Consider the following 14,566-nt stretch of genomic DNA (forward strand, 5'->3'; position numbering starts at 1 on the left):
CGATTAATAAAATAATGAATCAAATCAAAAAGATTTCGAATCAATCTGGTGGGAATATTAGTATTTCTCAGAAGATTGCTTCCGAATTAAATAGTCAATCCCATATATTTGATTTGGTAGATATGGCTATTGCATTTCATCAACATGGAATGCTTGAGGAGGCTAGTTTAATATATGAAAAAATTCTAATTAAAGATCCGGGGCATATCGATGCTATGAATTTGCTTGGCCTGATCGCTTTGCAAAAAAAAGAATATCCGCATGCAATAGAGCTCATTAATAAGGCAATTTCAGCATCGCCTCATAATAATGTCCCTGAATTTCATGCAAACCTTGGATGTGCACTACACCAAGAAGGCTTATTAGATGAATCAATCGCAAGTTTTGATTTGGCAATATCCTTAAATCCATCTATTGTGCTTTATTACAGAAAGCGGGGTCTTGTCCAACTAGAAAAGAAGTATTTTGATAGCGCCATTAATAGCTTTGATCAGGCAATTAAGCTCAACTCACAAGATTCAATGAATTTTTATTATCGCGGTCTTGCTCAATTAGAAAAGAAATATTTTAATGATGCCATTATCAGCTTTGATCAGGCAATTAAACTAAAAGATGATTTTTCTGAGGCTTTTAATAATCGCGGTATTGCCCAATTAGGGGATAAGTATTTTGATGCCGCTATTCAAAGCTTTGATTGTGCAATTCGGCTGAGGCCTGATTATTCTGAGGCTCTATGGAATAAGGGGCTAGTATTATTAAAATTAGGGAGATTTGAAGAGGGTTGGATGTTGTATGAGGCTAGATTAAAAAAGTCCCCAGCATTTCCTTTGGTGAGACAAGAACTTCAATATAGCTATATTGAAGTGGATCAATTAGCAAATAAGTCTGTCTTACTATTCAGTGAGCAGGGGATAGGTGACACTATTCAGTTTTACCGTTATGTGAAAAAAATTGCCAATCTGAATGCTAGAGTAACTGTAGCAGTTCAAAAATCTTTAGTTGACTTGTTATCAGAATCAAATCCATTGTGGAGCATAGTTAGTATTGAGGGGGCATTACCAGAGTCTGACTATAGAAGTTCGCTACTAAGCCTCCCTTTTGTTTTGCAAGAAAAATGTATTGATATTCACGCTGATAATCCTTATATTTTTAGTAGTCCGCTTAAAGTATCGGAGTGGAAGAATAGGCTTGGTACAAAGCAAAAACCCCGTATTGGATTGGTATGGAGTGGCAACACCTTATTTAAAGAGAATGCTAATAGAAGTATCCCCTTACTTCAGTTAATTCCATTTTTACCTAGCGATTTGCAGTATGTGAGTCTGCAGAAGGAATTAAGTGATTTTGACTTAAAGGTATTAGAAAGAAATGCGTTTATTTCAAATTATGCTAGCTACCTAATTGATTTTAATGAAACCGCGGCCTTAATTGACTGCTTAGACCTAGTCATTACCGTGGATACTAGTATTGCCCATCTTGCTGGGGCTATGGGCAAGAAAGCATGGCTATTGCTTAGTGACAATGCTGATTGGCGTTGGTTTATAGATACTGAGTCTTCACCGTGGTATCCAACAATAAAAATCTTTAGACAGGACCAATTGGGAGATTGGTCAAGCGTGCTAAAAAGAGTCGAACTTGAGCTGGGAGCTCAATTTAGATAACACTCCTACTTTTAGCTTTTCGCAGATATCCACCATCTTTTTTGGTAATTATTGCCAAGACTAGCCCTTAATAGGCAATTTTTGCCTATTAAGGGCTCTAGCTTATGTTTCTTGGAATTATTCCGGCCCTTGCTAGAAAAGGGTGGACATGTATCCCTATTTTCCGAAAACTGGCACGCTCCTTGCATATCTACTCATGAGGAATTTCCCCTCGGTTTAGATCATTCCCTAATAGGGAGGAGATGAAATGAATGCAGTGCCGCAATACGACTCATTAATGTTTGGTGAAACTGCGCTGAAACTGCGTACTTTTCGCCAGCAAATCTTGAGTAATAACTTAGCAAACTCAGATACTCCCGGCTTTAAGGCCAGGGATATTCGTTTTGCTGACGTATTGAAGGCGCAGTTGGAAGGCAAGTTGCCTTCAACAGGTGTCTCCATGGCGACAACTCATGCTGGACATATTGATGGCAGCAATAATAAAGATGACCCTCGTCTGCTCTTTAGAGTACCAAACCAGCCGTCTAAAGATGACAACACAGTAGATAGTGACGTGGAGTTAAGTGAATTTACGAAAAACTCTGTATTTACCGAGGCTGCACTCCTTTTCTTGGGTGGCACACTGAATAGTCGCTTGACCGCAATTAAAGGACAGCCCTCATGAGTCTATTGGCTGCTTATGATATTGGGTCTTCCGGTCTAGCGGCGCAAGCTATGCGTTTGAATGTGACCGCATCCAATATTGCTAATGCAGAGAGTGTTTCTGGCCCTGATGGTCGTCCATATCGCGCACGTCAGGTTGAATTTAGTGCATTGATGAAACCAGGCTCTCCAGGATCAGGGGTTGCTGTGAAAAGCATTGTAGAGAGCGATGCCCCACTCCGAATGGAGTATCGACCAGGACATCCAAAGGCCAATGCGGCTGGATATGTGGAAATGCCTAATGTAAACCCAGTTGAAGAGATGGTGAATATGATTTCAGCATCACGATCGTATCAAATGAATATTGAAGCGATGAATGTTTCACGCCAATTGATGCTGAAGACTTTAGATTTAGGCCGCTAAATTTTTGAATAGATGAAGAACTGAGGAATATATGACAACAACAGGTCCAATGAGCAACATTCCGGTGTACGATCCAGCCGTAGCTAAGAGTGCGGGTACTAATTCCTCTATTGGAACAACAGCGCAAGATGAAACCCAGAATTTTTTGAAGTTACTAATAGCGCAAATTCAAAATCAAGATCCAATGGCTCCAATGGATGCATCAACCATGACGGCACAAATGTCTCAGCTCAATATGGTGACGAGCATGAGCAACATGAACACCTCAATGACTGCCATGCTCAATCAAATGCAGAGTGTTGACTTTATGAATCAAGCCTCTCTCATAGGGCATAGTCCAGCAGTGGCAGGAAACACAATCTCATTTGATGGAACAAGCCCAGTGATCTTGGGTGCAAATGCTGCAAATCCGATGAGTTCAGCAGTGGCAACAATTAAAGATGCTAGTGGCAATGTAATCAATAGCGCAAGTCTAGGTGCTGTAGTTGCTGGAATGAAAAATTTTGCATGGGATGGTACTGATGCTGACGGCAATACAGTCGCCGCAGGTACATACAGCATTAGTATTAGCGGAACAAATACAGCTGGTGGAACTGAGTCTCTAACAGCTTATGTGGCATCCCCGGTAGCTGCAGTAACTAAGGGGGCTAAAGGTGAAACGCTACTCACCTTGCAAGATGGAAGACAGATCAATGCATCAACAATCCAGCAATGGGTCAATTAAATTAATAAAGAAATTACGATAAGGAGTCGAAAATGGGATATGGAATCGGATTAGCAGGCTTGACAACAACATCACAAGCGATTGACGTTGTTAGTAATAACATCGCCAATGCGCAAACGGTTGGATATAAAAATGGTCAGTTTGTCTTTGCTGATATGTACTTTAAAGCAAATGATGCACAGGCAAAAGATCGAGTTGGTATGGGCTCGCAACAGCAGGCCATTAGAAGAGATCAATCTTACGGATCGGTGACATCCACACAAAATCCATTGGATCTAGCAATTACTGGTCCTGGTATGTTCATGCTGGCTAATCCAGACGATGTTGTCGGAACCGTTCCAACCGAAACTCTTAGTAAGTTTGAATACACCCGCAATGGACAATTTGGAACGGATAGTGAAAACCGAATGGTCAATCCAAGTGGCTTAATAGTAGTGGGTTACCCATCAGATGAAGCTGGTAATATTATTGCTGGTGCAAAATCAACGATGACATTAGATCAAACCCCATTGCCATCGCAACCTACTCAAAATTCAGAAGTGGCTCTGAACTTAGATACCAGAAATGGTGCATTGGACTATGCCTTTAGTCCAACAAATAGCAGCACCTATAGCCAAGCAACATCACAAACCCTTTACGACCAAAATGGTACAGGGCATATCTTAGCCTTATACTATAAGCAAGTGTCATCTCAGTCTTTAACATTAACGCTTGACGATGATGGCGGTTATTCCTACTTACCAACGCAGGAAATCAATGGTGGCAACGCGCCAGCTAACGAGCAGTTGCCAATAATTGCGAGCACCTATAAAGGTGAAGATAAAAAGTACGTTACTACAGCAAACGCACGTGCACTTGTCGGCTCGGAAAATGAAGAAACTGTAACAATTACCGGGGCTGTTAAAACCTTGACAGGGGGTACTTTAAATGCATTAGATTCAACTTATGATTTACTGTTGAGTGATGGTACTCATGTTCCGATAACACAAACTAGCGCTACAGGCGTCACTACATTTACATACAGCGCAACAGTCGAACGCTTTGAAGTGTATGCAACCATTGATGGCAACAAAGTCGGCCATGATCCAGATACGGATGGGGACGTGGACTTTACACAGCAAAGCGACGGTTCAGAATATACCCAGCAAATGTCCATCGGTACTATGGCCTTTTTAGGGGGTAAAAATATCGATACCCTGCAATTGGGGTCAGATGGAACGCCTGAAAATGATGCTTCAACTAGTCTTTATATAAATGCCTTAAGTTCATCCGACGCTAATGGTTACGGACGTACAGATGATTATGGAATTATGCAATTTACGATTACTAGTGATGATATGTCAGCGCTCACTGCTCCTTCTCAAACATATGCTAACAGTCAGGATGGTCATTCTGTATCTAATTTATCCAGTTATGCAATTGATAGTGATGGCAAGTTAATTGCAACCTATGACAACGGTGAAACTCTTGTTAAGGGACAGTTAATACTGGCACAATTTTATAATCTTGATGGCTTAATGCCAAATGGTAGCAATACATTTACAGCAACAGACGCATCTGGCGAACCCATTTTGAGTGCTCCAGGAAGTGGCTTATTGGGTCAGGTTCGTTCTAAAGCGTTGGAAGCCTCAAATGTGGACCTAACATCTCAACTAGTTCAGTTGATGGTCTTGCAAAGACAGTATTCAGCAACTTCGCAAGCATTGAAACTACAGGCTTCCACACTGATTGATGATGCAATTAATATGGGTCGATAAGCAGCACGTCCTAAATTATGATTAATCGATACGCCTACACTTCCATGACGGGGGCAACAGCTTCAACTAATCAGTTGGCTGTTACCTCCAATAATCTGGCAAATAGCTTAACGCCCGGTTTTAGGGAAGTGATAAGCGCATTTCGTGCTGTGCCTCTCAAAGGCGATGGTGAACCATTTACAGGAAACGGCGCAGATACCAGGGTATTTTCTGTTGAAACTACCCCCGGGAGTAACTTTACAGGCGGGCCATTGCAAACAACCTCAAATCCTCTAGACGCAGCTATTAAAGGCGATGGATTTTTTGCAGTGCGTAGGCCTGACGGGAAAGAGGCATATACCCGCGCTGGTAAGTTCATGGTGAATGATCAAGGAATTTTGAGTATCGGCAAGGATATACCAGTGGTCGGTGATGGAGGTAGCATCACAATTCCATCGGGCTCAATAATGCAAATAGCTGAGGATGGCGCAATTTATACCCAGGTTCCTGGAACACAATTTCTCAATCAAGTCGGCAAGTTAAAGCTAGTTAACCCCAATACCAATAATTTAGTGCGCGCGGAAGATGGCTTATTTGATCTACCAGGAGAGCAAGCAGCCTCTGACTCGCGTGTCAAAGTAGTACAGGGGGCTTTTGAGCAAAGTAATGTTAATCCAACCATGGCGATGGTGCAGATGATTGGTCAAAGCCGATTATTTGATTTAAATACCCGCTCGATCACGATGGCCGATCAAAATGCAAGATCCGCTACCACGCTGTTATCCCTATCACGTAGCTAATATAAGAAGATAAAAAATGATACGCTCATTATGGATAGCTAAGACGGGCATGGATGCCCAGCAGATGAATCTAGATACGATTGCTAATAATCTTTCTAACTCATCTACAACTGCATATAAGCGGGTCCAGCCGTTATTTCAGGATTTGCTCTACACCACTGTTCGCGCTGCTGGCTCAGCAGCAAATGCGCAAAATCTTTTGCCAACAGGTCTGCAGGTAGGATCTGGATCAGCGATTACCTCTACTGAGCGTAATAATTTACAAGGTACATTATTTAGAACAGGTAATCAATATGACCTTGCTATTAACGGTAATGGCTTTTTTCAAATTGCACTTGCTGATGGAACTACTGCCTATACCCGCAATGGCCAGTTTAGTACAAGTGCAACGGGACAAATTGTCACATCATCCGGAAATGTAGTTTCACCTGGATTGACTATTCCGATTACCGCAACGAGCGTTACTATAAGCCTTTCAGGTGTGGTACAAGCTACGAATCAAAACGGAACTATTACGCAAGTTGGTCAATTATCCATGGCTAACTTCATTAATCCTGCGGGCTTAGTTGCACTTGGTGGCGGAAACTATATTGCATCGCCAGCATCCGGTAATGCAACGAATGGTTTACCAGGATTAAATGGATTTGGTACGATGAATCAGTACTATATTGAGCAGTCCAATGTGAATGTGGCTGAAGAGCTTGTGAATTTAATAGCAGCGCAGAGAGCATATGAGATAAACACCAGAGCTGTATCTGCCTCTGATCAAATTTTGCAGCGCGTCTCTAATTTAGGTCAATGATGATGAAACTTGGTAGATCATTACGATACGTCTTTGTGAGTGCCACGAGCGCCATCTTATTAGGCGCTTGTGCTAGTGCAGATCGCCCGTCTTTATTATCAACACCCACGACTGCAAGGCCCCGCCCTATTCAGGAAACATCTGCAAACATGGGAAGCTTATATCCAGCTAATTCAGGTGGACCCTATATTAATGCAGTGAGTCATCGACCACTTTTTGAGGATCGTCGCGCTCGAAACGTAGGAGACACTCTCACAGTGGTGTTGAATGAAACTACTAGCGCAGCGAAAAATTCTGGTATGACGGCAGCTAGAAAAGCAAATGGCACATCCACCTTTGGTAATAACAGTCCGACATTCAATGGCACTATGTTTAGTCTTGCAAACGCAGCAAACTTTAGCGGTACCGGAGATATCAAGAGTGAGGGCGCAGGTACCAGTGCCGCTAGTAATACCTTTGCTGGTACGATCACTGTAACTGTTGTAGAGATTCTTTCTAATGGTAACTTAGTTGTTGCTGGCGAAAAACAAGTTGCCGTTAGTAATGAAGAGGAAATTATTCGTTTTGGCGGTATCGTGAACCCCAATACTCTTGTGTTTAATCAAGTCTCTTCACAGCAAGTAGCTGATGCTCGAATTGAGTATCGCGGACGCGGTGCGACAGATGACACCCAGGGTACCGGATGGTTTACGCGTTTAATGCTGAAGCTCGCACCTTTCTAATGAAGATGAATAACATAACTTCTCGATGGACTAAAGGCTTACTAATATTAGTCAGCTTAGCTTTCTTTAGCGGCAACTGCCTAGCTGATCGCATCAAAGACTTTACTGATATCGCTGGGCAAAGATCAAACCAGTTAGTGGGCTACGGTTTAGTAGTTGGCTTGGATGGAACAGGCGACCAAACAACGCAGACGCCATTTACTCTCCAAAGTGTTCTGCAGATGATCGGAGTACTAGGCGTTACTTTGCCGTCAACTGGAAACCAAACACAGCTTCGTAATACGGCAGCGGTAATGGTTACTGCAGATTTTCCAGCGCTTTCTAGGCCTGGACAGCAGTTAGATGTAACAGTGTCTTCTTTGGGTAATGCCACTAGCTTAAAAGGCGGCACCTTAGTGATGACACCGCTCAAAGCTGCTGATGGTCAGGTTTATGCACAGGCTCAGGGTAACGTTGTCATCGGAGGCTCACGGGCTGCATCAGGTGGGGCCTCAACCTCGGTTAACCATTTATCTGCCGGTCGAATCCCTTCAGGCGGTATTGTAGAGAGGGCTGTGCCAGCTCTGCTAGTTGATGAATTTGTGCAACTCGATTTACGTCAAGCTGATTTTTCTTTAATGCAAAGAACGGCTGAGACGATTGGTCGTCGCTTTGGGATTGGCACTGCATTACCGATTGATGCCAGATCACTTAATGTACGTGTGCCAACAGAGCCATTAAAAAGAACAGCATTTATGGCAGCGTTACAAGATTTAGATGTGCTGATGGGTAGTCAACCTGCGCGGGTGATATTAAATTCGCGTACCGGATCTGTTGTTATGAATCAAGCGGTCCGATTATCACCTTCAGCAGTTGCCCATGGAAATTTAACCGTCAAAATACAGCAGTCTCCAACGGTTAGTCAGCCATTGCCTTTCAGCCGTGGCCAGACAACAACCGCTACGGAAGATACTGCCACCATTAGTGATAGTGGGAAAGAAAATAGTTTGATTTCAGTTCCAGGTGGCGCATCCTTAGACCAAGTGGTTAAAGCACTCAATATGATGGGGGCAACCCCGCAGGATCTAATTTCAATTTTACAGTCACTGAGAGCCGCTGGTGCGCTGCGGGCAGAATTAGAGGTGATTTAATGGATGTTAATCAATTAACACCTTCAATTAATCATGATGTAGCTAGACTTTTACAAGGTACAGCTACAAAAACTACATCAACTAACTTATCCGATGAGGCTAAATTAAAGCAGGCTGCACAGGGTTTTGAGCGCACTTTAATTAGGCAGATGCTTAGTTCTGCACGCAATACCAGCTTAAATGGAATGGATGGGCAAAGTAGCGCGTCTAAATCGTATTTAGAGATGATGGATGACCATGTGGCCGATATGCTCTCAAAAGGGCCAGGTGTCGGATTTGGAAATAAGATGGCTGAACAGTTAATTGCGCAGGCTAATGCAGGAAAGCTAAGCGGAAATGAAAAAGTAGCCGTAAAACCATTAGATACTCCTCGCTCAGCTCCAGTTACAGCGCAAACATTGCAGTCTTTACAAAGACCAAATGGCTTTGGGGGTGCTCCTTAATAAGGAAATTATATGGGCGTCTATTCAATCACCGATTCAGCAATGGCTGCGCTTAATATAGCGCAAGCAGGGGTCTTAATTACCTCGCAAAACGTTGCTGGAGCATCAGTAGATGGCTTTACTCGCCGATCTGCAACAGCAACTATTAATGCAATGGCACCCAATAACTTGATGCTAAATGGCACAAGCTTTGCGGTTGGTGGTTTTACACGCCAGTACTCAGCGTTAGTCAATGGTCAACTATTAAATCAAGAGGCAAAGTCTAGCTACAGCGATACATTAGTGCAATACACCCAATCGATTGATACCTTAGTGTCTGGTGCTTCTACTGGATTAAATTCAGCCATTAGTAACTTTTTTAATGCGATGGGTACTTACGCAGCAGATCCAACAAGTAAATCACAGGCAGCGGCTATTACCGCAGCAGCAAATGATGTTGCACAGCGTATGACCGGGATGACAAGCTTGGTTTCGCAAATAGAAGATGATGCTAAAAAAGGATTATCTGATACAGCAGAACAAGTCAATACACTCTTGCCAGCACTAGCACAAATCAATCAAAAAATTATTGAGAGTACTAGTGCAGGAAATTCAACACCATCTGCTGATTTATTAGATGAGCGTGATCGATTAAGTTCGCAATTGCAAAAATTAGTAGGTGGTCAAACACTCATTAATGGAGATGGTACGGTTACGCAATTAGTAGATGGAATGGCCTTAGTAGAGGGAGCCATGGCCAATAAATTGCTAATCAATAGCAGTGGTACGTATTCTTTGAAAAGTGGTACTAATAATTCAACCATATTAAATATTCAGGACTTGGACGGTGGGCAAGCAGGTGCATTGCTGGAGTTGGCCAATAGTTTTGTACCAAAAATTAATCAGCGATTAGACTCGTTGGCTATTGGATTGGTCAAGGTTGCAAATACAGCAACTGCTAGTGCTAGCTCGGGTGTTGGACTTTTTGGATTTGAAGTGGGATCAGCCACTATCTTTGATCTTGATGATGATAGTACTGCTTATGCTGATGATGTACCAGATATTGCCCTAGACTCATGGATGACTACTCTTTACTCTGATTTAGGTGATTCTGGTAATTCGATGACTTCAGCAGGGTTGGTTGCCAGTAATTTTGTATCCATTGCGCCTCAAGACCCATCGACATACTTTGATGATGATGGAGAGCCTATTATCACTTCGGATCTGGCCAATACAACCTCAAACAGAATATCTATTTTTGCAAATGCTACTTCTAGTTTAGTAAGTGATGTGGGTGTTCAGGTTGCCTCATGGAGAAGTAGTCAAAAAGCCGATCAAGCCGTTTTAAAAACTTTAACTGATGAACGAGATTCGATTTCAGGTGTTAATTTGGATGAAGAGGCAGCAAACTTATTAAAGTATCAACAGCTCTATTCGGCATCTACAAAAGTGCTTCAAGTAGACAACCAAATGTTTACTGCTCTTTTATCAATTATGAATTAGGATAAATAATGTCTATTCGAATAAGCTCAAACCAAGTTATCAATGCCGGCGTTGATTCTATGAATACCGCTCTGAATGACGCGACTGCGTGGCAACAAAAAATCAGTTCTGGCAAGAATTACACCAAGGCTTCAGATAACGTTTACGCTATCTCAAGAGGGGTTGAGTTAGATTTTGATATATCTCGCCTTCAGATGTTCAAATCTAATCAGGCAATCGCAACAAACAATCATAATGATGCGCAATCCCAAATGGATAGCATCCTAAACCAACTTACTCAGCTTAAAACGACATTCATACAGTCTCAAAACGCCTCTTTAAATCAGTCTAACTTTGCCGCTTTGGCTATTCAAGCTGAGCAAATAAGAGATGCTATTCAGAGTCAAATGACTGCAACAGATTCAACGGGCCATGCAATATTTCCCGATGCGGTGAATAGTGTTCAAATCGAGCCGGGGGTTACTGTGGCTTCTGGCGTTGCTTTTAGTGACGCTTTTGGCGCCAATAGCGAATTGGCAGATTCAGAAAATTCCGATATTTATCTAAATATAGACGCTCTTGTCACCTATTTGAAGCAAAAATCTTTGGGCAATTCGCCCACCAATGGAGCAACGGTATCCAGTGATCTAAACGCCTCGTATACGCAGCTAATGCAGGCGCAACAGACTAGTGGAGGTATTTCCAAACAGGTGGATAATGCTCAGGCAACGGTAGTTGCTGTCAGAACTGAACTGATTGCTGCATCCTCAGCGCTTTTAGATACTGATATGGCTGAAGCAACAGCAGCTTTTACTAGGTCCCAGACCTTATTAAACGCTGCTCAAGCAATGTTTGCTAGACTACAGCAAAGTAACTTATTTTCAAAACTTTAAATTGAGTAAATAGAAGTATGAATATTCCATTAGGCTGGATTATTGCGATGGGTTGTGCCCTAGGGGGCTATGCTCTGCATGGCGGTCATCTAGCGGTTTTATGGCAACCTACCGAGGTTTTGACCATTGTTGGAGCTGCACTTGGTACGATGATTGCCTCAAATACCATCATCAATCTGAAGAAAACTTTAGGAGCTCTGGGCGGGGCTTTTAAAGGTGCTGGCGACCAAAAGAAAAAACACTTAGATTTACTCTGCCTCATGTTTGAGATTTTGCAGAAAGTGAAACGTGATGGTTTGATGTCTTTAGAGGGTGATATTGAGGAGCCAGAGTCGAGCCCACTCTTTGAGGCATACCCAGACATTTTGAAGGATCACCATTTAGTCGATTTCATTACTGACTACTTGCGGATGATGCTTGGTGGTTCATTAGATCTAGTTCAAATTGAAAGCTTGATGGAGCAAGAGTTAGATGTCCATCATCAAGAGAGCCATATACCTGTGGCATCGGTCACAATGGTGGGTGATGGTCTACCTGCATTTGGTATTGTGGCGGCGGTGATGGGTGTGGTTCACACCATGGGCTCCATTGGCTTACCCCCAGCAGAGTTGGGTAAACTCATTGGTGCAGCGCTTGTAGGTACCTTCTTAGGTATTTTGTTGGCCTACGCTTTTGTGCAACCAGTTGCCAAAGTTCTCGAACAGCAAGCCGAGTCCGAAACCAGGGCCTACATGGCGATTAAAGCTATTTTGCTTGCGAGCCTGAATAATTTTCCCCCTGCAGCAGCGGTTGAATTTGGACGCAAAGTACTCTTTACTTATCAACGTCCAACATTTACTGAGCTGGATGAAGGTACCAAAGCTGCTAAAGGAAAGTAAGCACGATGGCTAAATCCGACGCGCCAATTATTGTCGTTAAGCGCGTTAAAAAAGGCGGTCATGGTCATCATGGTGGTGCCTGGAAAATTGCTTACGCCGATTTCGTGACGGCGATGATGGCCTTCTTCTTGTTGATGTGGGTTTTAGGATCCACTACAGCAGGTGACTTGGCTGGTATCTCCTCCTATTTTCAAAATCCGATGCGCGTTTCTATGAGTGGTGGTCAAGGGTCGGGCGAGACTACTCGGATTATCAAGGGTGGTGGTGACAATATTTCTAAGGTAGCTGGGGTTGAGGCCAAGGCTGATGCCGATACTGAGCAACGCCGTATTAGTGACTCATCGGTAACTGATGTTGAAAATGCCCGTAAAGACAGAACTAAAAATGAGGCAGTCAAATCAGAAATTGAAAAAAGTGTTGAATCTGATGCTGAGCTAAAGAATATCAAAGGACAACTCTTTATGGACATCACCTCCGAGGGTCTACGGATTCAGGTGGTAGATGAAAAAGGTAAACCCTTGTTTAATAGTGGTGGCGTAGTACCTAGTGTTGCTGCAAGACGTTTATTGCGTGTGATTGGAAAGTCTTTAAATGATAATCCAGGCAAGATTCGTATTGAGGGCCATACAGATGCTGCAAAATTCTCTAATGGTGAAGCAGGTTACACCAACTGGGAGCTTTCTAGTGAGCGTGCTAATGTAGCTCGCCGAGAAATGATTGCTGGAGGCTTGGCGCCTTCAAATGTTGCCCAAGTCATTGGTTTCGCAGATACCATTCCCTTAAATCCAGCTGATTTAAGTGACCCCTTAAATCGCCGCATCTCAATCACGCTTCTAAATAGAAAGCCTAAGAAAGAAGAGAAGCCAGTACAAAGACCGATTGAGAGGCAGAAGGAGGAATTGCCAAAAGGAGCACAAGAAATCCCGGCTAATTTGAGAGCGCCTGCCCAATTTTTATCTAAGGATCCGCCAATAGCACCTGCAATGGATACTTCAAAGGTAGATAAACCAGCTACAGGCAAGCCTGCGAGGTAAGGTTTTGGTATCGCTCTTTAGAATCCTTCTTGCCTTCATGATCATGGTGCCCTTGGTGAGCATAGCTTCAGACCTTAAAGCTCAAGATAAGAATATTCAAAAAAAGAGCAGTACAGAAGCTAAGACTTCTTCAGAGCCTTTTGTGGGGCCTGCGAGTGAAGCAAAAAAACTCTATAAACGCTATAAACGTAGTTTTGATAAAACTATCGTTGCGATTGCTTGTGTGAAAAATCCCAAATGTATTGAGCCAGAGGATGAGGTGCTGCGTTATAGCAAGGAGGCTTTGGGGATCTTAGAAAAACTCGATACCCTAGCAGGGGATGGGGATGTGCAGGCAAACTATTATCGTGGATTAATTGCCTTTGAGCGTATGAAGTACTACGATCGTCAAGCTGAGATCGTGACCCATCCTGATTTCATCTTAACGAATACCGTTTTTCGTCGTTATGCTAAAAAACAATATTTATTAGCGGAAAAGCACTTTATTGTGCCGGCTAAAATTCAGAATCCCAGTGCATGCGAATATTTAGGCAATCTTTATCTATCGTCCATTGTTGGTAACCCGCAACAAGAAAAGGCAGCCGGTTATTTTTATAATGCTGCTAACGCCTATATTGAGCAGGGCAACCAAATTGCCGGTGCAAGGATGTATAACGCAATGAAGGATAATCTGAATCCTGCAGATCCCAGAATTATTCAGGTGTATGCAAAGTTGCATAATAAGGAACCGATTGCGACATGGCGAAAGCTACCCGGAGATTTAGTGCAAAGTGCACCTAAGAAGGCTGAGCAACATTGATAAGCCATTGATTGGAAAGTAACAGATATGAATGAAAAGCTTGAATCCTTAATACAGTTGGCTAAAAAGCTCCTGCTTTGGCTCATTCTGCCATTAGTTATTCTGATCTCTGGCTTTTTCTTAGGTGAGCAGTTTGAGGTTGGACGCTTGTCGGCGATCGCAAGTTGTGAGGGTAGCATGAACAATAGTGCATGCATTCGCTCAAAAGGTTATTTAGTCGCTGCCCCTTACTACCCTGATCTGGGACGCCGTTATTTTGGTGGCTTTGCCAGAATGATTGGTGGGGATTTAGGTGCAAGTTACTATATTGAGCCTGCCTTGCCAGTGAACTTGCCTAAGGCCAGCGATACTCCTCCGGATGAGGATGTCGAAGAGCCGGAAGAGAAGAAGCCTGCGCCTCCGAATAAAAAGTAAGTAATAG

The 14,566-nt window shown here is 42.9% G+C and carries 16 protein-coding genes; all 16 read left to right on the forward strand.

Features of this window, described 5'->3' with window-relative positions; translation table 11 throughout:
- The first annotated feature begins 14 nt into the window (after positions 1 to 14).
- The 16 genes from C2759_RS02300 to C2759_RS02375 all read left to right on the forward strand — a co-directional run bounded on the left by C2759_RS02300 (position 15) and on the right by C2759_RS02375 (position 14,559).
- Entirely contained in the window at positions 15 to 1,658 is a 1,644-nt protein-coding gene (locus C2759_RS02300) for a tetratricopeptide repeat protein (protein ID WP_215355974.1), read from the forward strand.
- A gap of 247 nt (positions 1,659 to 1,905) precedes the next feature.
- Entirely contained in the window at positions 1,906 to 2,322 is a 417-nt protein-coding gene (flgB, locus tag C2759_RS02305) for a flagellar basal body rod protein FlgB (RefSeq protein WP_215355976.1), read from the forward strand.
- Positions 2,319 to 2,723, forward strand: coding sequence for a flagellar basal body rod protein FlgC (flgC, locus tag C2759_RS02310; protein WP_215355978.1), 405 nt, complete (start codon positions 2,319 to 2,321; stop codon positions 2,721 to 2,723). The genes flgB and flgC overlap by 4 nt, the downstream gene beginning before the upstream one ends.
- A gap of 31 nt (positions 2,724 to 2,754) precedes the next feature.
- Entirely contained in the window at positions 2,755 to 3,447 is a 693-nt protein-coding gene (locus C2759_RS02315; RefSeq protein WP_215355980.1) for a flagellar hook assembly protein FlgD, read from the forward strand.
- A gap of 32 nt (positions 3,448 to 3,479) precedes the next feature.
- Positions 3,480 to 5,204 (forward strand): flagellar hook protein FlgE, encoded by a 1,725-nt coding sequence (locus C2759_RS02320; protein WP_215355981.1) that lies wholly within the window; start codon positions 3,480 to 3,482, stop codon positions 5,202 to 5,204.
- Positions 5,205 to 5,221: 17 nt separating this feature from the next.
- Complete coding sequence (locus C2759_RS02325; RefSeq protein WP_215355983.1) at positions 5,222 to 5,983, forward strand: flagellar basal body rod protein FlgF; 762 nt, start codon at positions 5,222 to 5,224, stop codon at positions 5,981 to 5,983.
- Between the two features lie 16 nt (positions 5,984 to 5,999).
- Complete coding sequence (flgG, locus tag C2759_RS02330; RefSeq protein ID WP_215355985.1) at positions 6,000 to 6,785, forward strand: flagellar basal-body rod protein FlgG; 786 nt, start codon at positions 6,000 to 6,002, stop codon at positions 6,783 to 6,785.
- Entirely contained in the window at positions 6,782 to 7,507 is a 726-nt protein-coding gene (locus tag C2759_RS02335; RefSeq protein ID WP_215355987.1) for a flagellar basal body L-ring protein FlgH, read from the forward strand. Before flgG ends, C2759_RS02335 begins: the two co-directional genes overlap by 4 nt.
- Positions 7,508 to 7,512: 5 nt before the next feature.
- Positions 7,513 to 8,637 (forward strand): flagellar basal body P-ring protein FlgI, encoded by a 1,125-nt coding sequence (locus C2759_RS02340; RefSeq protein WP_215355989.1) that lies wholly within the window; start codon positions 7,513 to 7,515, stop codon positions 8,635 to 8,637.
- The gene (locus C2759_RS02345; protein ID WP_215355991.1) at positions 8,637 to 9,080 is read left to right on the forward strand and encodes a hypothetical protein; all 444 of its coding nucleotides are present in this window, start codon (positions 8,637 to 8,639) and stop codon (positions 9,078 to 9,080) included. The genes C2759_RS02340 and C2759_RS02345 overlap by 1 nt, the downstream gene beginning before the upstream one ends.
- 12 nt (positions 9,081 to 9,092) lie before the next feature.
- Positions 9,093 to 10,562 (forward strand): flagellar hook-associated protein FlgK, encoded by a 1,470-nt coding sequence (flgK, locus tag C2759_RS02350; protein WP_215355993.1) that lies wholly within the window; start codon positions 9,093 to 9,095, stop codon positions 10,560 to 10,562.
- Positions 10,563 to 10,570: 8 nt separating this feature from the next.
- The gene (locus tag C2759_RS02355; RefSeq protein WP_215355995.1) at positions 10,571 to 11,434 is read left to right on the forward strand and encodes a flagellin; all 864 of its coding nucleotides are present in this window, start codon (positions 10,571 to 10,573) and stop codon (positions 11,432 to 11,434) included.
- Between the two features lie 17 nt (positions 11,435 to 11,451).
- The gene (motA, locus tag C2759_RS02360) at positions 11,452 to 12,312 is read left to right on the forward strand and encodes a flagellar motor stator protein MotA (protein WP_046329702.1); all 861 of its coding nucleotides are present in this window, start codon (positions 11,452 to 11,454) and stop codon (positions 12,310 to 12,312) included.
- Positions 12,313 to 12,317: 5 nt separating this feature from the next.
- Entirely contained in the window at positions 12,318 to 13,346 is a 1,029-nt protein-coding gene (motB, locus tag C2759_RS02365; RefSeq protein WP_215355997.1) for a flagellar motor protein MotB, read from the forward strand.
- A gap of 55 nt (positions 13,347 to 13,401) precedes the next feature.
- Positions 13,402 to 14,145 carry a hypothetical protein gene (locus C2759_RS02370; protein WP_215355998.1) on the forward strand — a complete coding sequence of 248 codons (744 nt, stop codon included), beginning with the start codon at positions 13,402 to 13,404 and terminating at the stop codon, positions 14,143 to 14,145.
- A gap of 27 nt (positions 14,146 to 14,172) precedes the next feature.
- Complete coding sequence (locus C2759_RS02375) at positions 14,173 to 14,559, forward strand: hypothetical protein (protein WP_215356000.1); 387 nt, start codon at positions 14,173 to 14,175, stop codon at positions 14,557 to 14,559.
- The last annotated feature ends 7 nt before the right edge of the window (positions 14,560 to 14,566 follow it).

The sequence above is a fragment of the Polynucleobacter sp. MG-Unter2-18 genome, assembly GCF_018687675.1.
Lineage (GTDB): Bacteria > Pseudomonadota > Gammaproteobacteria > Burkholderiales > Burkholderiaceae > Polynucleobacter.